Genomic DNA, 22,500 nt, shown 5'->3' on the forward strand with positions numbered 1-22,500 from the left:
CTACTGGCTGGCCCTTCTGTCGCTCTTTACGTACCTGATCAACCCAGCGGCGCAGGGCTGTAGGGCCGACGTCCATTGATGCGCAGACGTCGGGAATCGAGCAGTGGTCATCTAGAACCATGCTGGCGGCACGTTGCTTGAACTCGCGGGTGTAGGTCTTTCGTTCTTGCATGAAACCTCCTGATTGGGCGAATCATATCGCCCTTAAGAGGTGTCCGGGATCATTAGGCCAGTTCAGCTTGCCGGCGATGAGGCCAGTAAAGCCAGCAGAGATTCAGAAGGTCAGGCGATCTTCTTCAGCCCCTGCTTCTTCAGCTCTTCATCGCGCAGTTCACGGCGCAGGATCTTGCCAACGTTGGTGGTCGGCAATGCGTCGCGGAACTCGATCTGGCGTGGGACCTTGTAGCCGGTGACATTGGCACGCATATGCTCCATCACCTGCTCCTTGGTCACGGTCATGCCCGGCTTGACCACGATGAACACCTTGATCACTTCACCGGACTTCTCGTCCGGTACGCCGATGGCCGCGCACTGCAGCACGCCTGGCAGGGCCGCCAGCACATCTTCCAGCTCGTTGGGGTACACGTTGAAGCCCGAGACCAGGATCATGTCCTTCTTGCGGTCGACAATGCGCATGTAGCCATCCGCCTGGATCACGGCGATGTCACCGGTCTTCAGCCAGCCATTGCTGTCGAGGATCTCGGCAGTGGCATCCTCGCGCTGCCAGTAGCCCTTCATCACCTGAGGGCCCTTGATGCACAGCTCACCAACTTCGCCCAGCGGCAATTCGTTGCCAGCGTCGTCGATCACCTTGCACAGGGTCGAGGGTACCGGAATACCGATAGTGCCGACCTGGTTGGCCTCCGACGGGTTCACCGCGGCCACCGGGCTGGTCTCGGTCATGCCATAGCCTTCGCAGATGGCGCAACCGGTCACGGCCTTCCAGCGCTCGGCCACGCTCAGTTGCAGGGCCATGCCGCCGGACAGGGTGATCTTCAGCGCCGAGAAGTCCAGGGCACGGAACGCCTCGTTGTTGCACAAGGCAACGAACAAGGTGTTGAGGCCGACGAAACCACTGAACTTCCATTTGCCCAGCTCCTTGACCATGGCCGGCAAGTCACGCGGGTTGCTGATCAGCACGTTGTGGTTGCCGATCAACATCATCGCCATGCAATGGAAGGTAAAGGCGTAGATATGGTACAGCGGCAGCGGGGTGATGAGGATTTCGCAGCCTTCGTGCAGGTTGGAGCCCATCAGCGCCCGGCACTGCAGCATGTTGGCCACCAGGTTGCGGTGGGTCAGCATCGCGCCCTTGGCCACGCCGGTGGTACCACCGGTGTACTGCAGCACCGCCACGTCGTTGGCCTGCGGGTTGGCCTCGGTCACCGGCTGGCCCTTGCCCAGCGCCAGTGCGTCGTTGAAGCGCACGGCCTGCGGCAGGTTGTAGGCTGGCACCATCTTCTTCACGTACTTGATCACGCTGTTGATCAGCAGGCGCTTGAGCGGCGGCAGCAGGTCGGCCACTTCGGTGACGATGACATGCCTGACCTGAGTCTTGGGCACCACCTTCTCGGCCAGGTGGGCCATGTTGGCCAGGCACACCAGCGCCTTGGCGCCCGAGTCGTTGAACTGATGCTCCATTTCCCGTGCGGTGTACAGCGGGTTGGTGTTGACCACGATCAGCCCGGCACGCATGGCACCGAATACCGCCACCGGGTATTGCAATACGTTAGGCAGCTGCACGGCAATGCGGTCACCTGGCTTGAGGTCAGTATGTTGCTGCAGCCAGGCGGCAAACGCCCCCGACAGCGCATACAGCTCGCCATAAGTGATAGTCTTGCCCAGGTTGCTAAAGGCCGGTTTGTCGGCAAAGCGTTGGCAGGATTGCTTGAGTACCGCCTGGATATTGGGGAATTCGTCAGGATTGATTTCCGCCGTAATCCCGGCTGGGTACTTATCCTTCCAAAAATGTTCGATCATGGAAGCCCACTCCTTCAGCAACAGCGAAGTTCGATTCACGCGTCGATGCGCTTATTATTGATATGTGATGACGGCTCATTGCAAACCGGATCATCTGAAAGCGGGCCGAGAGTAACAGCTTTGCCAGGGGTCGCCTAGAGGCCAAAACAGGCCTCACGGTCACAAAAATGACTCAATGAACAATACAGGTCATTTTTAGAGTATTTATCCAAAATGTCGCAGATCGGGCTGTAAATAGCTTGTTAGAGCGGTTTGAAAGCATTCGCGGGTGAACCCGCTCCCACACAGGTACTGCACAGGCCTTGAAAACTGCAAGCCCACTGTGGGAGCGGGTTCACCCGCGAAGAAGCCACCTCGGTATCAAGCGATATCGCGCAGCTCCCGCCGCAGGATCTTGCCCACCGGCGTCATTGGCAACGACTCACGCAGCACGATGTGCTTGGGCACCTTGTAGCCGGTGAAGTTGGCCTTGCAGTAGGCCTTCAGCTCATCCACGCTCAGCCCGCCCTCACGCGGTACCACGAACAACTTGACCGCCTCGCCGGAACGCTCGTCCGGCACGCCGATGGCCGCACAGTTGGCAACCTTGGGGTGCCCCATCACTACGTCCTCGATCTCGTTGGGGTACACGTTGAAACCCGAGACGATGATCATGTCCTTCTTGCGGTCGACGATGCGGGTGAAGCCGTCCGGGTCGATCACTGCGATGTCGCCGGTCTTGAACCAGCCCTCCGCATCCAGGGCCTGGGCCGTGGCCTCGGGCTGCTGCCAGTAGCCTTTCATCACCTGCGGCCCCTTGATGCACAGCTCGCCCCGCTCGCCCAGCGGTAGCTCGTTGCCGTCATCGTCGATCACCTTGAAGGCGGTGCCCGCCACCGGGATGCCCACCGTGCCCAGGCGCGCCAGCTGGCCATAGGGGTTGGTGCTGGCCACCGGTGAGGTTTCGGTCAGGCCGTAGCCTTCGACGATGCGGCAACCGGTAAGCGCCTCCCAGCGCTCGGCGGTAGCCTTGACCAGCGCGGTGCCGCCAGAGTTGGTGACCTTCAGCGCCGAAAAGTCGAGCTGGCGGAAGCCCGGGTGGTCCATCAGTGCGACGAACAGCGTGTTCAGGCCCAGCAAGGCGGAGAAACGCCATTTGCCCAGCTCCTTGATGAAGCCGGAGATATCCCGCGGGTTGGTAATCAGCACGTTGTGGTTGCCGGTGACCATCATGCACATGCAGTTCGCGGTAAAGGCATAGATATGGTAAAGCGGCAGCGGCGCGATCATCACCTCCTGGCCATCCTTGATCAGCTTCTGCCCGTCCGGCCCGTGCTGCGAGAAGCAGGCCAGTACCTGCAGCATGTTGGCCACCAGGTTGCCGTGGGTGAGCATGGCGCCCTTGGCCAGGCCGGTGGTGCCGCCGGTGTATTGCAGCACGGCAGTGTCGTCCAGGCTGAGCGGCACCGGCTTGTGCGACAGCTCGCGGCCCTGGCGCAGCACCTGCTTGAACGACACCGCCTGGGGCAGCTGATAGGCCGGGACCATCTTCTTCACTTTGTCGACCACTGTGTTGACCAGCCAGCCCTTGGCGGTGGGCAGCATGTCGCCCATCCTGGCCTCGATCAGGTACTCGATGCCGGTATCGGGCAACACCTCCTGCACGCGCTTGCCGAACATGTTCAGGTACACCAGCGCACGCGCGCCGCTGTCCTTGAACTGGTGGCGCATCTCGCGCTCGGTGTACAGCGGGTTGGTGTTGACCACGATCAGGCCTGCGCGCAGGGCACCGAACACGGCGATGGGGTATTGCAGCACGTTGGGCATCTGCACCGCGATGCGGTCGCCCGGCTTGAGGTCGGTGTGCTGCTGCAGCCAGGCGGCGAAGGCCGCCGATTGGCGCTCCAGCTCTGCGTAGGTCAGGGTCACGCCCAGGTTGCTGAAGGCCGGGCGGTCGGCGAAACGTTTGCAGGAGCGCTCGAACACCTCGACGACCGAGGTGTAGGCATTGATGTCGATGGTGGAGGGCACGCCCGCCGGGCGCTTGTCATTCCAGAAGTCGGCTTGCATTTATTATTGTTCCTCTGCCTGGACCTGTTGTGAGTCCTGTAGTCCTTTCACCTGCCCGCCCGAAAGCGAAAAGGCGTTGACCCGACGTTAGCAGGTAAGCCCAAGGCGGCATACACGCCAAGTGCCGCCATTAACATTGTGAATCTTATTTGTGCTCTTCCTGCAATCCGGTCGGTTGTGCATACACTGTTCGGGTACCTGTGCGCACAAGGACCCGCCATGCCTCACGACGCCTTCTGGTTGCCCGCCAGCGAGCACTGCAGCCTGTATGTGCACCAATGGTTGCCGGCCCAACCGATAAAAGCCGTGGTGCTGCTGGCCCACGGCATGGCCGAGCATGCCGGGCGCTACCAGCACCTGGGCCATGCCCTGAGCGAGGCCGGCTTCGCTCTGTTCGCCGCCGACCAGCGCGGCCATGGGCGCACCGCCGAACTGGGCAGCCTCGGCCTGTTCGCCCGCCATCATGGCTGGAATGCCGTAGTCAACGACCTCGGGCTGCTGGCCCAGCACATCGGCCAGCAATACCCGGGCACGCCGCTGTTCCTGTTCGGCCACAGCATGGGCAGCTACATCGCCCAGGCCTATCTGCTGCACCACAGTGGCAGCCTGCATGGGGCGATCCTCAGCGGCTCCAACTACCAGCCGGCGGCGCTGTACCGCGTGGCGCGGCTGATTGCCCGGCTGGAGGCCTGGCGCCAGGGGCCGCTGGGCAAGAGCGCGTTGATCGAGTGGTTGTCGTTCGGCTCGTTCAACAAGGCTTTCAAGCCCAACCGCACGGCGTTCGACTGGCTCAGCCGCGACCCGGCGCAGGTCGACCTGTACGTCAACGACCCGCTGTGCGGCTTTCGCTGCAGCAATCAATTGTGGCTCGACCTGCTGCAAGGCTTGGCGCAGATCAGCCAGCCGAGTAACCTCGCGCAGATCGATCCGAACCTGCCACTGCTGGTAATCGGTGGTGAATGTGATCCGGTCAGTGCCGGCAAGCGTCTCACCCTTCTGGCCGACGCCCTGCGCGCGACCGGCAATCGACATGTACAGCTGCGCGTCTATCCTGAGGCGCGGCACGAAGTACTCAACGAAACCAACCGTGACGAGGTCACCGCCGATATTCTCGGCTGGCTCGAACAGGCACTGGCCCTAGGCCGCCCTGTGCGCAGTGAATGACAGCCGCCCTCGCCTACCGCTTAAGGAAGCCCCGATGTCCCAGGTCACCAACACGCCTTACGAAGCCCTCGAAGTCGGCGACAAGGCCGAGTACAAGAAGTCCGTCGAAGAACGCGACATCCAGTTGTTCGCCGCGATGTCCGGTGACCACAACCCGGTACACCTGGACGCCGAGTTCGCTGCCAAGAGCATGTTCCGCGAGCGCATTGCCCACGGCATGTTCAGCGGCGCGCTGATCAGTGCTGCAGTGGCCTGCACCCTGCCTGGCCCTGGCACTATCTACCTGGGCCAGCAGATGAGCTTCCAGAAGCCGGTGAAAATTGGCGATACCCTGACCGTGCGTCTGGAAATCCTGGAGAAGCTGCCCAAGTTCAAGGTGCGCATCGCCACCAATGTGTACAACCAGAATGATGAGCTGGTGGTTGCCGGTGAGGCCGAGATCCTTGCACCGCGCAAGCAGCAGACCGTCGAACTGGTGTCGCCGCCGAATTTTGTGGCTAGCTGAAGATTGATGCAGGCAGTACCGGCCCTTTCGCGGGTAAACCCGCTCCCACAAGGACCTCACAGCATCAAGCCGTGACGCAATCCTGTGGGAGCGGGTTTACCCGCGAAGAGGCCGGCGCAGCCAACATCATTCGATCGCCCGCAACCGCCGCTCGATATGCCTGCGCTCCGGCTCCTGCCGGGTCAGCGCCAGCGCCTGCTGCCAGGCCGCACGGGCCTCTTCAATATGCCCCAACTGGTAGTGCAGCTCGCCCCGCGTCGCATGCGCCAGGTGATAGTCCAGCAACTCCCCCCTCGCCAGAATCCCTTCGACCGCCTGCAAGCCAACCTCCGGCCCATCCCGCTTGGCCAACGCAACAGCCCTGTTCAGTTCCACCACCGCCGACGGCCAATGCCGCTGCAGCACGTCATAAAGCCCGACAATTTCCACCCAGTCGGTCTCTTCCGCCGTCGCCGCTTCGGCATGCACTGCCGCTATTGCCGCCTGCACGGTATACGCACCGAACGCGCGGCTTTGCAGGGCTTGGCGCACCAGCTCGCAGCCTTCGGCAATGCGTTGCCGGTCCCACAGGCTACGGTCCTGCTGCTCGAGCAATACCAGGTTGCCCTGGCCATCGGTACGCGCCCGCTGCCGGGATGCCTGCAGCAACATCAAGGCCAGCAGGCCGACCGCCTCCGGGTCGGGCAGCAATTGCACCAGCAGCCGCGCCAGGCGAATGGCTTCATCGCTCAGTTCCTGCTGCAACAGCGCCTCGCCCGACGACGCCGAATAGCCCTCGTTGAACACCAGGTAGATCACCCGCAATACGCTCTCCAGGCGCTCGGGCAGTTCGCTGAGCTCCGGCACCTGATAAGGGATGCCGGCATCGCGGATCTTGGCCTTGGCACGCACGATACGCTGGGCGATGGTGGCCGGGCTCTGCAGGAAAGCGCGAGCGATCTGCTCGGTGGTCAGGTCGCAGACTTCACGCAGGGTCAGCGGTACCTGGGCATCGGCGGACAACGCCGGGTGGCAGCAGGTGAAGATCAGCCGCAGGCGGTCGTCGGCCAACAGCTCTTCTTCGCTTGGGTCCTGCGCGTGGCCGTCGAGCTGGATGCTCAGGTCCGTCTGGGAACGGTCGAAACGGGCGCGCCGGCGCAGCGCATCGATGGCCTTGAAGCGGCCGGTGGAGACCAGCCACGCCCGCGGGTTATCGGGAATACCGTCGCGCTGCCAGCGCTCGACGGCGATGAAGAAGGCGTCGTGCATGGCCTCCTCGGCCAGGTCGAAATCACCCAGCAGGCGAATCAGCGTCGCCAGGATGCGCCGTGACTCGCTCCGGTAGACCGCCTCGACCTCAGCACGCACTTGCGCCAATGCCGTCATCAGTCGGGCATCCGCTGGGTCACCACCTCCACCAGGCGGTCCAGGCTTTCTCCCCAGCCCTGGTGAAAGCCCATTTCCTCATGGGCGCGGCAATCGGCGGCGTTCCAGTGCCAGGCGCGGGCGGTGTAACGGGTTTTGCCCTGCTCCTCGTCAAAACTGATCACGGCAGTCATGAAGGCTTTGTCCGAAGGTACCCAGCCTGGGCCGAAAGCATCGGTGAACACCAGCCGCCGAGGCGCGGCGATTTCCAGGAACACGCCCTGATTCGGGTACTCGCTGCCATCCGGCGCCCGCATCAGAGTGCGGAACAGGCCACCGATCCACAACTGCATCTCGCACTCCGGTGTGGTCATGCCGTGCGGCCCCCACCACTGCATCAGCCACTGGGGGTCGGTCCAGGCGCGGAACACCTTGGCCGGTGGCGCGTCGATCAGGCGGCTGATGGACAACTCGTGTTGCACTTGCGCGGGGTGTGTAAGGCTCATGCAGGTAAGTCTCCATTGCTGTCAGGGTTGCAGTTCGCGCACCGGCCGCACCTCGACACTGCCGACCCGCGCGGCGGGGATGCCCTTGGCGATGTTCAGCGCCTCGTTCAGGTCGCGGGCTTCCACCAGGTAGAAGCCCGCCAGTTGCTCCTTGGTCTCGGCGAACGGGCCATCGGTCAGGCTCATGTGCCCGTTGCGCATGCGCACTGTGGTGGCGGTCTGCACCGGCTTCAGCGCCTCGGCCGCCAGCATTCGCCCGGAGCCTTGGATGGATTCGGCATACGCCATGCATTCGGCGTCTTCCGGGCTGTCGGGCAGGCTGTGCAGCAGCCCCTCGTCACAATAGACCAGGCACAGGTATTTCATGGTCGCCTCCAGGGTTTTGGCAAAGTGCGTTTGGCGATAACGGCTCAGGGCTTGAGATCGAACAGGGCTTTCTGGGTTTCCATGTCGAACGGCGCCGACCAGTGTTCGTGGATGACCTGCCACTGGTCACCTTGACGACGATAGCCCACGGTGGCGCGCATGAAGCCGCACTGGCTTTCATTGTCCGCAGGGCCACAGCGGTTCAACCAGTGGGCCAGGGCCAGGTCGCCAGCGGCATGCACGGTAAGTTCGGCGAACTCGAAAACCATCGGGCCGGGGCACATGCCCATGCACATTTCCCAGTGCGCCTGGTAGGTTGCCTTGCCTTTGAACTGCAGGGCCTGGATGGCATCGAAGGCGACGATGTCGTCGGCATAGGGAGCGACGATGTTGGGGATGTCGCGGTCGCGCACGGCCTGCATCCAGCGCTCGATCAATTGGCGGATCTCGGTTTCGGCTGCGGTGCTCATCGGGGGTTCCTCCGACAGGTCATTGGGTGATTGGGCACGCGGTGCGGCGTGCTTTCACCTATGGTCGAACGGGGGACGGAGGAATCGACAGGTCGAGGAAATTATTCTGGGTTGGTTGTGGTTTGAAATGCATATCGGGGGATTGCGTAGGGGCGACAAGGTGCATGCCTTGGGTGATGTGGCGCCTGTGAGACCGAGCGCCGCCCGCGCGGCGCTTCGCAGCACAAGGCTGCTCCTACCCCTGTTTCGGGCCAATTAATCCTGAGGCAAAGGCGCGCGGTCCCTTGGCGTCCCCCTCGATATCGTGGCGGACAAACAAGGCGTTCACGTGCTCTGGCACAGGCGTTACTGGCCAGAAACAGATGTAGGAGCAGCCTTGTGCTGCGAAGCGCCGCGCGGGCGGCGCTCGACCTCACAAGCGCTGAAAATGCTGTGGCGGGCCCTTGGCAGGCTCAACCCTGCTGACAACCCTCCCCCATGGCCCGGTACTGGATGGTGTGCACCTGGCCCTGGTGGTCTTCATAGGTCATGGTCGCAGGTACCACTTCGCAGACGTTGGGGATGGTCGACAGGTTGATCACCCGCTTGATGTCCAGGTTCATGGAGTAGTCGTACTGCTGGGCGACGGGCTCGCTGGAGACGGGTCTGGCCTCATCGGCGAGGGCGAACGAGGACATACCGACCAATGCAAGAATCAGTAATGGTTTCATGTGAGTTTGCCTTTTGAGCATTCAAGCTGATCGATTGACTTCTATTGCCGTGCTCGGCGCGGAGAAGTTGCCATCTGCGATGAAGATGGCACGAAGTACCGATCCCGCTTCGTACTGCCAGTGGGGATGGATAAAAGTCTACTCCCGGCCCGGAATAGTTGAACCCCGAACTAGGACATTCACCCTTGCCAGATATGCAACAATCTGCGACAAGTTCACCGCAAAATATCGGGCCAGAGCCTCTGGCCACCTTTCAGGGCAGGGCGCGCAATTTCTGAAAATTTGCATTGTTCGAAACTTTCGGCCCCGGAACGCCGGCTGCTGGACCACTTTTACCGCCAGCACGGCTCACGCATGCGTGCTGCGGGCGATGCTGAGCTGTGGGTGGCGCGGGGTCCCGGCATCATCGCGGGCTTGAGCCTGAGTCCGGTAGGCGATGGCTTCTGGCTGACCGGGTTGTTCGTCGACCCGCAACGGCGCAGCCAAGGGGTGGCCAGGCGTTTGGTCGAGGCGGCGCTGGCGCAGGTTGGCGGGCCCACCTGGCTGTTCTGCCACCCGGACCTTGCGCCCTTCTACCAGCGCCAGGGCTTCGACATCGCCCAGCAGCTGCCGCAAGCCCTGGCTGGCCGCCTGCAGCGCTACCAGCGCAGCAAGCGCCTGGTGGCACTGCAACGAGGTCAGTCGTCGCTGGCGTCGAGCCCGGGGAACAGCACCTCGGTGTAGCCGAAGCGGGAAAAGTCCTGGATGCGTGACGGGTACAGCCGGCCGATCAGGTGGTCGCATTCATGCTGCACCACCCGCGCATGGAAGCCGTCGGCAAAGCGGTTGATCGGGTTGCCCTGGGGGTCGATGCCTTCATAGCAGATGTGCTTGAAACGCGGCACCAAGCCGCGCAGGCCAGGCACCGACAGGCAGCCTTCCCAACCGTCCTCGATCTCGCTGGACGTCGGCGTGATGACCGGGTTGAGCAGGATAGTCTGCGGCACCGGTTCGGCATTCGGGTAACGCTCGCTGCGCTCGAAGCCGAAGATCACCAGCTGCAGGTCGATGCCGATCTGTGGCGCGGCCAGGCCCACGCCGCCCACATGGCGCATGGTTTCGAACATGTCGTCGATCAGTTGCTGCAGTTCGGCGCTGCCGAGCATATGTTCGGGCACTGGCGGGGCGATGCGCAGCAGGCGTTCGTCGCCCATCTTGAGAATGTCACGGATCATCGGGGGTTCGGCTCGGAAGATTGATGCTCGCTAGGTACAGGGTGCTCATGGCCCAGCACGGTAATGGTTTCGCCGGGCTTGTGCTCATCGACGTCCTTCTCGCCAGGGTTCTTGCCCTCGCTCGACATGTGCTCGATCACCGCATTCATCTCCGCACCCAGCAGCAAAACGGCGGCGGAGATATAGAAATACAGCAATAGCACGATGATTGCACCGATACTGCCGTACATGGCGTTGTAATCGGCAAAGGTCTTCACGTAGTAGGCAAAGCCCAGCGACGCCAGGATCCACACCACCACCGCCAGCACCGAGCCTGGTGTGATGAAGCGGAATTCCTGCTTCACATCCGGCATCACGTAATAGATCAGCGCCACCGCCACCATCATCAGGATGATGATCGCCGGCCAGCGCAGGATGGTCCACACGGTGACGATCACCTCCTGCATGCCGACCTGGGCGGCAATCCACTCCATCACCTGTGGCCCCAGCACCATCAGCGCCGCAGCCACCAGCAGCATGCCGGCAATGCCCACTGTGTAGATGATCGACAACGGAATGCGCTTCCATACCGGGCGGCCCTCGGGCACATCGTAGGCGGCGTTCATCGCGCTCATCATCAGGCGCACACCGGCCGATGCGGTCCACAGGGCAATCACGATACCCACCGACAGCAGCCCGCCCTTGGACTGCTGCAACTGGTCGATCACCGGGTTGACCTGTTCAAGTGCCTGGGGTGGCAGCACCAGTTCCGATTGCAGTCGCAGCCAGGAGAAGAAGTCCGGCAGGTGCAGGAAACCGATCAGGGCGATCAGGAACAGCAGGAAGGGAAACAGAGAGAACAGCATCTGGTAAGCCAACGCGGAAGCGTAGGTCGACATCTCGTCGTCGAGAAATTCCTTGACGGTGCGTACCAGCACGCGGTGCAGGGGCAGGCCGCGCAGGTCGGGGAAAATCATAGCGTCTCCTTTCGCCGCTTGATTCGTGAGTACATGGGTAAGTCTAATAGACCATGCCGTTACTGTGCTGATCCCGGCCATGCTGCAAGAATTTGCTTACGCCAGTACCGGCCTTTTCGCGGGCAAACCCGCTCCCACAGGTCCTGCACAGACTTCACGCACCATGCAGTACCTGTGGGAGCGGGCGTGCCCGCGAAAAAGGCCGGGGCAGACCACTCACATCAAGGCTTTTTCACCGCGTCCTTCACGTTGCCCTTGATCTGTTGCCCCTCGCCCTTGAGCTCCTGTGCCTCGCCCTCGGCCCGCAGCCGCTCGTTGTCGGTCACTTTGCCGACACCCTGCTTGACGTTGCCGATCGCTTCGTTGGCCAGGCCTTTCGCTTTGTCTTTGGTACCGCTCATGGCAAAACTCCTGCAATTGGGGGCACATGGACCGTGCCGACAGTCGGTGGACCTGACACCTTAGCCAAGCGTTCCAAGAGTTTTTTTGCCTTCGAACCGAGCGGCAAGGCGGTTGGCAAACCTTGCTCCGCTACACGCCACCCCTCACAATGCAGGCCTTCATAGCGTCAACCCGCAGGAACCTGCATGAAACTCGACAAACCCGCCGCCATCGCCCGGCGCAACGAAGCACTGGCCCGCCCGGTCCTGACCAGCAGCAACACCCTGTTCGCCATCCTCGACCGCAAGCGCAACCTGTGGTGGTTCGAGGTGCCGGTGGCTCTGCTGCGCAAGGGCCAGCCCGACTGGGTCAACCTGCTGCTGCACACCCCGGAAAGCGACGAGCTGCAGCACCTGAAGGTGCCGACCAACTTCCTGCGCGCTCACCAGGAACAAATGGAAGTGCGCAACCCGGGCAAGCGCCGCTCGACCATCAGCCTGGCCCTCAGTGCCGACCGCGACTCGCTGCTGCGCGACACCCGCCCCGGTGGCGAGCAGCTGGACTTCCGTACCTTCGTGCAGGCCTGATCAGGCCTTTTCGATGCGATCGTCATGGATGACGATGCGGCCCTGCTTGAACAACCCGCCAATGGCCTTCTTGAAGTTGCCCTTGCTGACGTTGAACAGCTTGCTGATCAGCGCCGGGTCGCTCTTGTCGCTCACGTTCAGCACCCCGCCTTCGGCATCCAGGCGCGCCATGATCTGCTCCTGCAGGCTGTCGGCCAGGGCCGCGCCGACCGGTTGCAGGCTGAGGGCGATCTTGCCGTCCTGGCGCACTTCCTTGATGAAGCCCTTCTCGTGCATGCCCGAGCGCAGGAACTTGAACACCTCGTTCTTGTGGATCAGGCCCCAGTGGCGGTTGTTGATGATCGCCTTGAAGCCCATCGGCGTCTCGCCGGCCACCAGCAGCTCGACTGGCTGGCCCACCTGGTAGTCCGCCGGGGTGCGGTCCAGGTAGCGGTCCAGTCGTGAGGTGGCAGTGATGCGGCGGGTGCGCTTGTCGAGGTACACGTGCACCACGCAGTAGTCGCCGATCTTCAGCGGCCGCGCCTCTTCCGAGTACGGCATCAGCAGGTCCTTGGACAGGCCCCAGTCGAGGAAGATGCCGGCACCGTTGATGTCCTTGACCTTGAGGCTGGCAAACTCGCCAACCTGCACCTTGGGCTTCTCGGTGGTGGCGATCAGCTGGTCTTCGCTGTCCAGGTAGATGAACACGTTCAGCCAGTCATCGACCTCGGTTTCGGCGTTTTTCGGGATGTAGCGCCCGGGCAGCAGGATCTCGCCGTCGGCGCCGCCGTCCAGATACAGGCCGAAGTCCACGTGTTTCACGATTTGCAAACTGTTGTAACGCCCAAGCAGAGCCATTTCCGATGTTCCTCAAGACAAGGTGGCTATTTTCCAGACATACACCTGCCGGTGTCAAAGCTCGAAAGCTTAGCTCTGCCCAAAGGTCCACGCCCGCCCCCTTCCTGAGACAGCAACACTTCACCGTTCACACCGAATTCGCTGGCCAGTGCATCGCCGTTGTGCCAGGACAAACGAAAACGGCGCCCGAAGGCGCCGTCGCGGCCTGCATTAGCCGACCGACTTCAACTGGGGACGCCCTTCCAGACGCTCCAGCATGGTCTCGCAGTACCAATCGTCGAACTGGCAAACACCGTTTTCAGCGTTTTCGGAGAATGGCCCTGGCTCATAGGCAGGTGAGGAAACACCCGCAAAGGTGCCTTCAACCAGGCGACGATCCTGGTCGTTGGTCGCCAACCATACTTTGGTCAGGCGCTCCAGATCGTAGTCGACACCCTCGACGGCAGCCTCCGGCACCAGCCACTTGGTGGTCACGAGGGTTTCGCCCGGGCCGATCGGCAGAACCCGGAAACTCAACGCGTGATCGCCGAGAAAATGGTTCCAGGTCGACGGGTAATTGAAGTAAAGCAGAGCACCGATGTCCGGTTCACCGCTCTTGTCCAACCGACCTGCAACTGCAGGCTTGCCATCCATTGTGTAGCTCACCGCACCAGCGGAGAGCGGAATGCGGGTCATACGGAAACGCCCCTTGGGGTCCATGTTCAAGCGGCTTGGCATGCCTGCCGCTTCACACCGATCCCAGTGAGCCACAAGCTCCGGGTCATCATCACCGCCGACACCTGCGACCGACAAGTTTTCCACGAAGGAGTTGAGCAGCTCAGGGTGGGTGCCGTCGCAGTGGTAGCACTCACGGTTGTTTTCGAAGACCAGCTTCCAGTTGCCCTTTTCGATCAGGTTCGATTCGAAGGCGACCTTGCAGTTTTCCAGAAAATGCGGCGCGATGAACGGGGTCACCGCTGCACGGAAGCTAGAGAAGTCGGGTGCCTCTTCGGCGACGCAGACATAGATGTAGGTGTGTACTACCTCGACATGAACGGTCTTCAGGCCGTAGTTCGAGCGATCAAAGTCGTTGCCCATGTTGCCTGCATAGATCAGGTTGCCATCGAGCTCGAATGTCCATTTGTGGTAGGGGCAGACCAGCTTGGCCACCTTGCCGCTTGCATGTTCGCAGACCTTGGCGCCTCGGTGCCGACAGGCGTTGTGGAAGGCTCGAACTTCACCATCCTTGCCCCGTACAACGGCTACCGGATAGTCGCCGATCTGCAGGGTGAAATACTGGCCGGTCTTGGGAATTTCGAAGGTGTGTCCAGCAAAGACCCAGTCTTTATGCCAGATGTGTTCGAGGTCCTGACGATAAACCACAGGGTCGAAATAAAGCTCACGGGGCAACACATGGCGAGCCTTGCGTTGCTTGATCAGGCTAATGACGGATTCATTGCTGTTCATTATTATCCTCCATGCACCATGCCATTCCAGGCCGGCACAAACGACTGAAACATTATTCTTGTAAATAGATTCTTGTAAAAAGCCGCGCGCGAAGCCCAGGCAAAGATCGAGTGCTCCGTTGATAAACGGATTATTGTTGATCACGCGCGCACACAGGGTATATCTGTACTCAGCAACCACTCAAACTACATTTTCTGGGTCGAATCGATAATGTCAGGTTATCCATTTCGGGCTTGAACTTTCCACGCTGAAAACTTGGTCATGATCCAATCTCTGACCCGCGCACAAGCGTCTTTTGCCACCGTATCTTCACGACACGCCAAGTAATGAAGGCTATTGCGCAGCGTGACCTGCTCTTTGACCGGCTTCACCATCCGCCCAGTCTCAACCATGTGCGCTACCAAATGATTCCAGCCGAGTGCCACACCCTGATGTGAAAGCACCATATTGGTAATCAGATTATAATCATTCGCATGGAAAATTGGCGGACTCTGAGGGTCTCTCTCATCAATATCAATATTCTGGAATGCTAGCCATACACTCCAGTCGACATGCTCGGCTACACCTGACCGGCCATAGGGGCTCAAGTCCAGAAGTTCAGCGCTGCGCAGCCCTTCCAAGGTAGTGATGTCAGGATGGCGGTCAAGATACTCAGGCGAACACACGGGGTAAATGATGTCATGACAGAGCGGATATACTTTATACCCCTCGCCTACATTGACGAATTTTGAAACAACAATATCGGGCTCCACGCCCGGTTCGCGAGCGTGAAAATTCTGCGTGGTAATCAGATTAAGCTCAATATCAGGATTCTTCGAACGAAAATCCTGGATATGATTTGAAAGCCAAAGTGCTGAAAATGCGGGAGAACACGATATCGTCAGAACGTGCTTGTCGACAGGTGCATTCCTGATACGTTCTGCCGCCTGAGCGATATTCACGAAAGAAATTTGCGAAGCATCGAAAAACACAGCCCCTGCTGGCGTGAGTTCAACGGCACGCCCCACGCGAATGAACAGTGGCGCGTTGAGGTACTCTTCAAGCTCGCGGATCTGACGGCTAATGGCGGCCTGTGAAACGCACAAAGCTTCCGCTGCGCGGGTGAAGCTTTCGTACTTGGCTGCTGCCACGAAGGCTTTCACTGCCCTGAGAGAGGGCATTTTGAGGAGCAGCGTATCTGGATCCACATGCTTGTGCGACATTCTTCGTACCGCTCCTGAACCACACCCATTCGATTGTTTGCTCATCCTACGCGCGGGATAAGCACCGTTCACCGGTAAAAAAATTACCAGCAGCATAACTTTAAGTTATGCGAACGGCATTATCAATCTTGCAGAGGGTAGGCCTCGTTCCAGGGGCGAACTGATAACGAGACGTTATCCAAAAAAGCCCGGAAAAGTCGTTGGACCCGGTCATGACGCGGTCATAAGCTAAGGCCCAACCTGATGGATGACTCTTGTTCATCTACAGAACATGTCAATACAGCAAATAAATTCAAGCATTGGGCTTGGGCTGCTAGGTGCCCCAATGAAAACAATTACAAGAGAATTTAGCCGCACGTTCGCCGACCGCAACTTGGGGTTCATTACACACGGGCGAGGCGATCGTAAGTCCTCCCGAGTGGGCTTCCTTTTGCTCGAAAATTTTTCTTTGCCGTGCTTCACGCAAGCTTTGGATGTTCTGGTTACAGCAAATCTCATATCCCAAGGTGCGGTGCGCATACATACCTTCAGCCACAACCACACTGAGGTCATGAGCGACCTGGGCATCCCCATCCGTCCTGATACGCCACTCACAGACCTTCGTTTGTCCGACCTCGATCTTATAGTCATATGCGGCGGTCTTCGTGTCGCCCGCACCTTACCTAATTGGCTATCGTCACTGCTTAAAAAGATATCGAAGCTGCCTATCGCGCTCGGCGGCCTTTGGAATGGTGCCTGGTACCTTGGCGCTGCCGGGCTACTAGACGGCTACCGCTGCGCCATACATGCGGAGCAACGCACCGCCTTGGCTGAGCGTGCACCCCACGCCGTAGTATCCCAGGAAGCATTGGAACTCGATCGCAACCGAATGACATCGGCGACGCCGAATGGCGCGTTCGACATGATGATTCGCTGGCTGGGTTACGGCTCATGTGCCGAGTTGGCCAATGCCGTCCTGGATACTCTTGATTCGGATCAGAGCAAACATCGGAGTTTTCAGAAACCCCAACATCCCAAGGTGAGCAAACCGTTGCGTGAAGTGATCACGCTGATGGAGTCCAATCTTGAGGAGCCGCTGAGCCAAGTACAACTGGCCCAGCTCGTTGGCCTTTCTGTTCGACAAATTCAGCGACTGTTCAAATATCAGCTGAGTACCACGGCTCAGAAATATTACTTCCAGCTCCGAATAACCGAAGCTCGCCGGCTCATACAGAATTCCAACACATCGATTTTTGATGTGTCGATCGCATGCGGCTTTGTCTCATGCACGCATTTCAGCAGGTCATACAGAGCCTTTTTTGGGCACCCGCCTTCCAAAGAGATCCGTTATGAGATGTAGCGACCCGAAACGCGTCAGCGACCTCATGCACCGTTGGACGGAAGCCTACCTCTCAGGATCACCTCAATGACAAAAATCACTTCTCTACCAGCCGATGACAATACATGCGGATGGTATCACTTGAGCAAAGGGCGTCGCGTTCAACCAGCACACCAGGGCACTACCAGCGTGCGGTGGGCTATCGTCGGCGCGGGCTTTACCGGCCTTGCCGTGGCACGACAGCTCGCCCTGAATTTCCCGGATGACCAAATCGCGCTGATCGAGGCTCAAGAAGTCGGGCTGGGCTCTTCGGGTCGAAACGCAGGCTTTGCCATCGACCTGCCGCACGACATCGGAGCTGATGATTACATCGGGGATATCGATGTCGCAAAGACGACCCTGAAGATCAACCAGTTCGGTCAGAATTCCCTGAAGGAACTGGTCGACCAGTTCGACATTGATTGTCAGATGAAGCACTGCGGCAAATATCAAGCCGCCGTGGAGTCTCGAGGTATTGCAGTGTTGGACGCATACCGCAGTGGCCTGGACAAGCTTGGGCAACCCTACGAGATGATCGAAGCGGACGCACTGCCCGAGCACATCGGCACCCGCTTCTACCGCAAAGCACTTTTCACGCCGGGAACCTCACTTATTCAGCCATCGGCGCTAGTGAAAGGTCTGGCAGACTCGCTTCCGCCTAATGTCGTCTTGTATGAAAACACCCCGATCATCGATGTCGAATACGGTGAAAAGGTTGTCCTTCGACATCAGAACGGCTCCATCACAGCGCGCAAACTGATCCTGAGCAACAACGCGTTTGGCATGCATTTCGGCTTCTTGAAAGGCCGTATGCTTCCGGTCTTCACTTATGGAAGCCTCACCCGTCCATTGTCCGAGCTAGAGCAGGCTGCTCTGGGCGGCAAGCCATTCTGGGGCGTGATCCCCGCCGACCCCTTCGGCACCACCGTCAGACGGACACCGGACAATCGCATCCTGGTTCGCAACAGTTTTAGCTTCAACGCGGATGGCAGGAGCAACAGCAAGTACATCGAGCGTTTCGTGAAGAGGCATCGCGAGTCGTTCGCGCGCCGGTTCCCAATGCTGCCCGAGGTAAACCTTGAATACACCTGGGGCGGCGCACTCGCGTTGTCTCGAAACCACGAGGGTTACTTCGGCCAGTTGGCCCCGAACGTTTATGGGGTCTTGTGCTGTAACGGCCTGGGGGTAACGCGTGGAACTGCTACTGGAAAGCTGATGGCTGACTGGCTTGCTGGTGAATATAACGAGCTCATCGAGTTCTTGCTGAAATCGCCTGGCCCCTGCGCAAACCCGCCGGAGCCGCTGGTATCCCTGGGCGTCAATCTGAACTTGATGTGGGGACAATACAAAGCAGGCGTTGAAGCTTAAGGGCAGATTTACGGACTGGCCTCGCTGCATGACAAAAATAATTAAACCATCGCTCACTGAAGTTTTTTGAGAGGGTGCTCGCCCTCTGTTCGCAGCGTTGCACTGCCAACATTCAAAAGTCTTTTATCAGGAGAGAACAATGATAAGTCCAAATATCTCAGTAGAAGATGTACCGCTTAACAGGTTCCACAAACTACTCACCTTACGTTCAGGCGGAGGCTCTTTCGTCGACGGCTATGTATTGAGCATCATCGGTGTAGTGCTTGCGCACATCAGCACATCGCTTTCGCTCAACAGCTTTTGGGAAGGCCTCATCGCCGCATCCGCGTTGATCGGCATCTTTTTCGGCGGGTTTCTTGGCGGCTGGCTGACTGATCGGCTGGGCCGCAAGCGCTTGTTCTTTGTTGGCCCCACTCTTTTTATTCTCGCGTCCGTCGCTCAGTTCTGGGCTCAAACAGCTGAGGCGATTTTTATTCTGCGGCTGGTCATTGGCATCGCGGTAGGCATCGAGTACCCCGTCGCCACTTCGCTCCTCGTGGAGTTCATGCCGAAAAAGTACCGTGGCCCTCGCCTGGCGATGCTCACGATCCTCTGGTTCACGGGCGCTGCCGCTGCCTACATCGTAGGCGAGCTGGTACTGCGCAGTGGCGGGGAGGAAGCCTGGCGCTGGGTGCTGGCCAGCTCGGCGATCATCGGCATGGCCCTGTTCATCGTACGCATAGGCACGCCGGAATCTCCTCGCTGGCTGCTGAGCAAAGGCCGTCAGGACGAGGCGCTGAACGTCATCAAGCGTGTATACGGCAACGACTATTCCCTGGCCAACCTTCCAGAGGAAAGCCCCAACTACAAGATCAATGTCTGGAGCCTCATCTACTCGGGCTACGCCAAGCGCATGTTGTTCGTCATCGTGTTCTGGACATGCTGCATCATCCCGCTTTTCGCTGTGTATGCCTTTGCCCCCAAAGTGTTGACAGCGATGAACGTGAAAGGCGACAGCGCCTCGATCGGATCAGTGCTGATCACCTTGTTCTTCGTGGTGGGATGCATCATCGCCACCCGGCTCATCAACACGATCGGACGTCGCAACCTGCTGCTGTACAGCTTTGCAGTTTCAGGCCTGGCGCTGTTGTGCCTCGGCGCATCCAACAACGGTGCAGGCCTCTGGATCCTGGTGTTCTTCGCCATCTATGCGCTGTTCATCGGCGGAGCCCAGGTGCTCACTCTGGTCTACCCGAACGAGATTTTCCCAACGGAGATTCGCGCATTCGCGGTCGGTGCCGGCACATCGATTTCGCGCATTGGTGCAGCGGTCGGAACCTACCTTGTCCCTGTCTCGCTGGAGTCCCTGGGCATCGCCCAGACGATGTACGTGGCCGCCGGCATCACATTCTTCGGCTTGTTCCTGTCATGGGTTCTGGCCCCGGAAACACGCTCGCTGAATCTTCAGCAGGCTGCATCGCTTGGCTAAATGAAATCACTGCCTGGTGACCTGGCCAGGCACTGATTGTTTTGTGGTGATAATAATCGGAGCGGCATCATGAAATTCGAAGGTATCTACACCCCCGCAATTACCCCACTGGCCGAGGACGGCTCGATTGACAAAAACGCATTCAGCGAGGTGCTTGAGTACCTGGTCGAGTCGAAGATCCATGGCGTCATCATTGGCGGTTCCACCGGCGAATACTACGCACACACTGCCCAGGAGCGCCTGGAACTGGCTGCCCAGGCCAAAGACGTACTCAATGGCCGCCTGCCGCTGATCATCGGCACTGGCGCCATCCGCACTGAAGATTCGGTGGCCTTTGCCAGGCACGCCAAGGAAATCAAGGCCGACGCCCTGCTGGTCGGCACACCGCCGTACGCGCTGCCGACCCAGCAGGAAATCGCCCTGCATGTAAAAGCTGTCGATGCCGCCGCCGGCCTGCCGATCATGCTCTACAACTACCCAGGCCGCATGAGCGTGAGCATGGGTGAAGCATTCTTCGACGCCGTGGCCGACGTGAAGAACATCGTCGCCATCAAGGAAAGCTCCGGCGACATGGCCCAACTGCACCGCCTTGCCATCCAGCGCCCGAACATCCAGCTGTCCTGCGGCTGGGACGACCAGGCCCTGGAGTTCTTCGCGTGGGGCGCGAAGAGCTGGGTCTGCGCCGGCTCCAACTTCATCCCGCGCGAGCACGTGGCGCTTTACGAGGCCTGCGTGATCGAGAAGAACTTCGACAAGGCCCGCAAGATCATGGGCGCCATGATGCCGCTGATGGACTTCCTCGAAGGTGGCAAGTTCGTTCAATCGATCAAGTACGGCTGCGCCCTCAACGGTCTGAGCACCGGCAGCGTGCGCAAGCCGCTGTACGACCTGGATGCTACCGAGAAGCAAGAGCTTGAGCGCGTAGTCACCGAACTCAAGCGCACCATCGCACAGATCACTGGGGGTGCCTGAAAATGGCTGAATTGCTGAGCAAGGAACAATACGCGGCCATCGCCGCCGATCTGCAACTGCGCACCAAGGCATTCATCGACGGTGAGTTCCGCGATGCCATCTCCGGTCGCACCTTCGTCACCACCAACCCGGCCACCGGTAAGCAGCTGGCGGAAGTCGCCGCCTGCGACGTCAACGACGTCAACGTGGCAGTGGCTGCGGCCAAGCGCGTGTTCGAGGAAGGTACTTGGTCGAAGATGCAGCCGAACGACCGCAAGCACGTGCTGCAGAAGTTCGCCCAGCTGCTGGAAGACAACGCCCATGAGCTGGCGGTGCTGGAAGCAATCGACAGCGGCAAGCCGGTCAGCGAGTGCCAGACCGTCGACGTGCCGGAAACCATCCACACCATCCGCTGGCACGCCGAGCTGATCGACAAGATCTACGACGCCACCGCCCCGACCGGCAATGCCGCCGTGACCATGGTGGTACGCGAAGCCATCGGCGTAGTCGGCCTGGTGCTGCCTTGGAACTTCCCACTGCTGATGCTGGCCTGGAAGATTGCCCCGTCGCTGGCCGCCGGTTGCTCGATCGTGGTCAAGCCGGCCAAGGAAACCACCCTTAGCGCCCTGCGCGTGGCCGAACTGGCCCATGAGGCGGGCATTCCTGCAGGCGTGTTCAACCTGGTGCCTGGCGGTGGCCGTGAAGTGGGCGAAGCCATCGGTCGCCACATGGACATCCCGATGGTCAGCTTCACCGGCTCCACCGAAACCGGTCGCCTGTTCCTCAAATACGCTGCCGAGTCCAACCTCAAGCGCATCGTCCTGGAACTGGGGGGCAAAAACCCGGCCGTAGTCATGAACGATTGCGAAGACCTTGATGAAGTGGCCCAGTTCGTCACCGCCGGTGCGTTCTGGAACATGGGTGAGAACTGCTCGGCGTCTTCGCGCCTGATCGTTCACAAAGATGTGAAAGACCAACTGCTGAGCCTGATCGCCAAGCACCTGAAAGGCTGGAAGCTGGGCGACCCACTCGACCCGGACAACCGCCTGGGCGCCATGGTCAGCAAATCGCACTTCGAGAAGGTCAAGTCCTACCTGGATTACGCCGCCGAGCAGAAGCTCAGCATCGTGCAGGGTGGCGAGACCGAGGATGGCGTGTTCGTGCAGCCGACCATCGTCGACAACATTGGCCGCGACAACAAGCTGTTCATCGAAGAGATCTTTGGCCCGGTGTTGAGCGTCACCAGCTTCGAGACCCTCGACGAGGCGATCGAGTTGGCCAACGACACCGTCTACGGCCTCGCGGCCTCGGCCTACACCGGCAGCCTGCGCAACGCACTGCGCCTGTCGCGGGAAATCCGCGCCGGTGTGGTCACGGTCAACTGCTTCGGCGAGGGGGATGTAACCACGCCGTTCGGTGGCTACAAGGAATCTGGCTTCGGTGGGCGTGACAAGTCCATCTGGGCCCATGACCAGTACACGGAGCTGAAGACCATCTGGATCAACGCTTCGTGACCAGTGCAGGACCGGTGCTGTTCTGACGGAGTTCAGCGCCGTTGGGGCCACTGTCCAGTCTGGGCAGTGGCCCCTCTCTTTTCGGCGTAATTGCAACCAGCCCGTTCGATAACGCTACGTTATGA

23 protein-coding genes are annotated in these 22,500 nt (G+C 59.9%); 9 read left to right on the forward strand and 14 right to left on the reverse strand.

The window, feature by feature from the left end; genetic code table 11:
• From JV551A3_RS23725 to fadD2, 3 genes are all read right to left on the reverse strand, one after another.
• A partial coding sequence (locus JV551A3_RS23725; protein WP_133979164.1) for a transposase occupies positions 1-172 on the reverse strand: 172 nt, incomplete at its 3' end.
• A 110-nt stretch (positions 173-282) separates the two neighbouring features.
• Positions 283-1,980 (reverse strand): long-chain-fatty-acid--CoA ligase FadD1, encoded by a 1,698-nt coding sequence (gene fadD1, locus JV551A3_RS23730; RefSeq protein ID WP_112253211.1) that lies wholly within the window; start codon positions 1,978-1,980, stop codon positions 283-285.
• Between the two features lie 360 nt (positions 1,981-2,340).
• Entirely contained in the window at positions 2,341-4,029 is a 1,689-nt protein-coding gene (gene fadD2 / locus JV551A3_RS23735; RefSeq protein WP_133974599.1) for a long-chain-fatty-acid--CoA ligase FadD2, read from the reverse strand.
• A 219-nt stretch (positions 4,030-4,248) separates the two neighbouring features.
• Between fadD2 and JV551A3_RS23740 the strand changes: the two genes are divergently transcribed.
• Both JV551A3_RS23740 and JV551A3_RS23745 read left to right on the forward strand, forming a co-directional pair.
• A complete protein-coding gene (locus JV551A3_RS23740; RefSeq protein WP_133974601.1) occupies positions 4,249-5,193 on the forward strand; it encodes an alpha/beta hydrolase in 945 nt (314 codons plus the stop codon).
• Positions 5,194-5,227: 34 nt separating this feature from the next.
• Positions 5,228-5,698 carry a MaoC family dehydratase gene (locus JV551A3_RS23745; protein ID WP_112253214.1) on the forward strand — a complete coding sequence of 157 codons (471 nt, stop codon included), beginning with the start codon at positions 5,228-5,230 and terminating at the stop codon, positions 5,696-5,698.
• 126 nt (positions 5,699-5,824) lie between these two features.
• On the opposite strand, the gene JV551A3_RS23750 is transcribed toward JV551A3_RS23745, so the two are convergent.
• The 5 genes from JV551A3_RS23750 to JV551A3_RS23770 form a co-directional block, all read right to left on the reverse strand.
• The gene (locus tag JV551A3_RS23750) at positions 5,825-7,063 is read right to left on the reverse strand and encodes an RNA polymerase sigma factor (protein WP_133974603.1); all 1,239 of its coding nucleotides are present in this window, start codon (positions 7,061-7,063) and stop codon (positions 5,825-5,827) included.
• Positions 7,063-7,548 carry an SRPBCC family protein gene (locus JV551A3_RS23755; RefSeq protein ID WP_133974605.1) on the reverse strand — a complete coding sequence of 162 codons (486 nt, stop codon included), beginning with the start codon at positions 7,546-7,548 and terminating at the stop codon, positions 7,063-7,065. Before JV551A3_RS23755 ends, JV551A3_RS23750 begins: the two co-directional genes overlap by 1 nt.
• 21 nt (positions 7,549-7,569) lie before the next feature.
• Complete coding sequence (locus tag JV551A3_RS23760; protein WP_013973721.1) at positions 7,570-7,914, reverse strand: YciI family protein; 345 nt, start codon at positions 7,912-7,914, stop codon at positions 7,570-7,572.
• A 44-nt stretch (positions 7,915-7,958) separates the two neighbouring features.
• Complete coding sequence (locus JV551A3_RS23765; protein ID WP_133974607.1) at positions 7,959-8,384, reverse strand: YybH family protein; 426 nt, start codon at positions 8,382-8,384, stop codon at positions 7,959-7,961.
• Positions 8,385-8,836: 452 nt separating this feature from the next.
• Entirely contained in the window at positions 8,837-9,094 is a 258-nt protein-coding gene (locus JV551A3_RS23770; RefSeq protein ID WP_004375752.1) for a DUF2790 domain-containing protein, read from the reverse strand.
• A 354-nt stretch (positions 9,095-9,448) separates the two neighbouring features.
• On the opposite strand from JV551A3_RS23770, the gene JV551A3_RS23775 reads away from it, so the two are divergent.
• Entirely contained in the window at positions 9,449-9,817 is a 369-nt protein-coding gene (locus JV551A3_RS23775; RefSeq protein ID WP_133974609.1) for a GNAT family N-acetyltransferase, read from the forward strand.
• Here the strand turns inward: JV551A3_RS23775 and def are convergent.
• From def to JV551A3_RS23790, 3 genes are all read right to left on the reverse strand, one after another.
• Positions 9,772-10,308 (reverse strand): peptide deformylase, encoded by a 537-nt coding sequence (def, locus tag JV551A3_RS23780; RefSeq protein WP_133974611.1) that lies wholly within the window; start codon positions 10,306-10,308, stop codon positions 9,772-9,774. The two genes, JV551A3_RS23775 and def, sit on opposite strands and share 46 nt — an antisense overlap.
• Positions 10,305-11,264: a YihY/virulence factor BrkB family protein gene (locus JV551A3_RS23785; protein WP_133974613.1), complete on the reverse strand. Its 960-nt coding sequence runs from the start codon at positions 11,262-11,264 to the stop codon at positions 10,305-10,307. Before JV551A3_RS23785 ends, def begins: the two co-directional genes overlap by 4 nt.
• A gap of 221 nt (positions 11,265-11,485) precedes the next feature.
• Positions 11,486-11,665: a CsbD family protein gene (locus JV551A3_RS23790; protein ID WP_015271319.1), complete on the reverse strand. Its 180-nt coding sequence runs from the start codon at positions 11,663-11,665 to the stop codon at positions 11,486-11,488.
• Positions 11,666-11,851: 186 nt separating this feature from the next.
• Here JV551A3_RS23790 and JV551A3_RS23795 point away from each other — a divergent pair, with 186 nt between their 5' ends.
• Positions 11,852-12,232, forward strand: a complete 381-nt coding sequence (locus tag JV551A3_RS23795) for a hypothetical protein (protein ID WP_013973727.1) — start codon at positions 11,852-11,854, stop codon at positions 12,230-12,232.
• Here the strand turns inward: JV551A3_RS23795 and JV551A3_RS23800 are convergent, their stop codons facing one another.
• The 3 genes from JV551A3_RS23800 to JV551A3_RS23810 all read right to left on the reverse strand — a co-directional run bounded on the left by JV551A3_RS23800 (position 12,233) and on the right by JV551A3_RS23810 (position 15,717).
• Positions 12,233-13,069, reverse strand: coding sequence for a CvfB family protein (locus tag JV551A3_RS23800; protein ID WP_112253222.1), 837 nt, complete (start codon positions 13,067-13,069; stop codon positions 12,233-12,235).
• A 210-nt stretch (positions 13,070-13,279) separates the two neighbouring features.
• Positions 13,280-14,515 carry an aromatic ring-hydroxylating oxygenase subunit alpha gene (locus JV551A3_RS23805; protein ID WP_133974615.1) on the reverse strand — a complete coding sequence of 412 codons (1,236 nt, stop codon included), beginning with the start codon at positions 14,513-14,515 and terminating at the stop codon, positions 13,280-13,282.
• 218 nt (positions 14,516-14,733) lie between these two features.
• Complete coding sequence (locus JV551A3_RS23810) at positions 14,734-15,717, reverse strand: LysR family transcriptional regulator (protein WP_133974617.1); 984 nt, start codon at positions 15,715-15,717, stop codon at positions 14,734-14,736.
• A gap of 325 nt (positions 15,718-16,042) precedes the next feature.
• On the opposite strand from JV551A3_RS23810, the gene JV551A3_RS23815 reads away from it, so the two are divergent.
• The 5 genes from JV551A3_RS23815 to JV551A3_RS23835 all read left to right on the forward strand — a co-directional run bounded on the left by JV551A3_RS23815 (position 16,043) and on the right by JV551A3_RS23835 (position 22,375).
• Positions 16,043-17,056 carry a GlxA family transcriptional regulator gene (locus tag JV551A3_RS23815; RefSeq protein WP_133974619.1) on the forward strand — a complete coding sequence of 338 codons (1,014 nt, stop codon included), beginning with the start codon at positions 16,043-16,045 and terminating at the stop codon, positions 17,054-17,056.
• Between the two features lie 66 nt (positions 17,057-17,122).
• Positions 17,123-18,442, forward strand: a complete 1,320-nt coding sequence (locus JV551A3_RS23820; protein ID WP_133974622.1) for an NAD(P)/FAD-dependent oxidoreductase — start codon at positions 17,123-17,125, stop codon at positions 18,440-18,442.
• 139 nt (positions 18,443-18,581) lie between these two features.
• Positions 18,582-19,910 (forward strand): MFS transporter, encoded by a 1,329-nt coding sequence (locus tag JV551A3_RS23825; protein WP_133974624.1) that lies wholly within the window; start codon positions 18,582-18,584, stop codon positions 19,908-19,910.
• Positions 19,911-19,979: 69 nt separating this feature from the next.
• Positions 19,980-20,882, forward strand: a complete 903-nt coding sequence (locus tag JV551A3_RS23830; RefSeq protein WP_133974626.1) for a dihydrodipicolinate synthase family protein — start codon at positions 19,980-19,982, stop codon at positions 20,880-20,882.
• 2 nt (positions 20,883-20,884) lie between these two features.
• The gene (locus JV551A3_RS23835; protein ID WP_133974628.1) at positions 20,885-22,375 is read left to right on the forward strand and encodes an aldehyde dehydrogenase; all 1,491 of its coding nucleotides are present in this window, start codon (positions 20,885-20,887) and stop codon (positions 22,373-22,375) included.
• The last annotated feature ends 125 nt before the right edge of the window (positions 22,376-22,500 follow it).

The organism is Pseudomonas inefficax, from assembly GCF_900277125.1.
GTDB classification, from domain to species: domain Bacteria; phylum Pseudomonadota; class Gammaproteobacteria; order Pseudomonadales; family Pseudomonadaceae; genus Aquipseudomonas; species Aquipseudomonas inefficax.

Coding starts and splice junctions, on each gene's coding strand:
- fadD1 (WP_112253211.1), bottom strand. CDS start 1,980: ATGATCGAACATTTTTGGAAGGATAAGTACCCAGCCGGGATTACGGCG.
- fadD2 (WP_133974599.1), bottom strand. CDS start 4,029: ATGCAAGCCGACTTCTGGAATGACAAGCGCCCGGCGGGCGTGCCCTCC.
- JV551A3_RS23740 (WP_133974601.1), top strand. CDS start 4,249: ATGCCTCACGACGCCTTCTGGTTGCCCGCCAGCGAGCACTGCAGCCTG.
- JV551A3_RS23745 (WP_112253214.1), top strand. CDS start 5,228: ATGTCCCAGGTCACCAACACGCCTTACGAAGCCCTCGAAGTCGGCGAC.
- JV551A3_RS23750 (WP_133974603.1), bottom strand. CDS start 7,063: ATGACGGCATTGGCGCAAGTGCGTGCTGAGGTCGAGGCGGTCTACCGG.
- JV551A3_RS23755 (WP_133974605.1), bottom strand. CDS start 7,548: ATGAGCCTTACACACCCCGCGCAAGTGCAACACGAGTTGTCCATCAGC.
- JV551A3_RS23760 (WP_013973721.1), bottom strand. CDS start 7,914: ATGAAATACCTGTGCCTGGTCTATTGTGACGAGGGGCTGCTGCACAGC.
- JV551A3_RS23765 (WP_133974607.1), bottom strand. CDS start 8,384: ATGAGCACCGCAGCCGAAACCGAGATCCGCCAATTGATCGAGCGCTGG.
- JV551A3_RS23770 (WP_004375752.1), bottom strand. CDS start 9,094: ATGAAACCATTACTGATTCTTGCATTGGTCGGTATGTCCTCGTTCGCC.
- JV551A3_RS23775 (WP_133974609.1), top strand. CDS start 9,449: ATGCGTGCTGCGGGCGATGCTGAGCTGTGGGTGGCGCGGGGTCCCGGC.
- def (WP_133974611.1), bottom strand. CDS start 10,308: ATGATCCGTGACATTCTCAAGATGGGCGACGAACGCCTGCTGCGCATC.
- JV551A3_RS23785 (WP_133974613.1), bottom strand. CDS start 11,264: ATGATTTTCCCCGACCTGCGCGGCCTGCCCCTGCACCGCGTGCTGGTA.
- JV551A3_RS23790 (WP_015271319.1), bottom strand. CDS start 11,665: ATGAGCGGTACCAAAGACAAAGCGAAAGGCCTGGCCAACGAAGCGATC.
- JV551A3_RS23795 (WP_013973727.1), top strand. CDS start 11,852: ATGAAACTCGACAAACCCGCCGCCATCGCCCGGCGCAACGAAGCACTG.
- JV551A3_RS23800 (WP_112253222.1), bottom strand. CDS start 13,069: ATGGCTCTGCTTGGGCGTTACAACAGTTTGCAAATCGTGAAACACGTG.
- JV551A3_RS23805 (WP_133974615.1), bottom strand. CDS start 14,515: ATGAACAGCAATGAATCCGTCATTAGCCTGATCAAGCAACGCAAGGCT.
- JV551A3_RS23810 (WP_133974617.1), bottom strand. CDS start 15,717: ATGTCGCACAAGCATGTGGATCCAGATACGCTGCTCCTCAAAATGCCC.
- JV551A3_RS23815 (WP_133974619.1), top strand. CDS start 16,043: ATGAAAACAATTACAAGAGAATTTAGCCGCACGTTCGCCGACCGCAAC.
- JV551A3_RS23820 (WP_133974622.1), top strand. CDS start 17,123: ATGACAAAAATCACTTCTCTACCAGCCGATGACAATACATGCGGATGG.
- JV551A3_RS23825 (WP_133974624.1), top strand. CDS start 18,582: ATGATAAGTCCAAATATCTCAGTAGAAGATGTACCGCTTAACAGGTTC.
- JV551A3_RS23830 (WP_133974626.1), top strand. CDS start 19,980: ATGAAATTCGAAGGTATCTACACCCCCGCAATTACCCCACTGGCCGAG.
- JV551A3_RS23835 (WP_133974628.1), top strand. CDS start 20,885: ATGGCTGAATTGCTGAGCAAGGAACAATACGCGGCCATCGCCGCCGAT.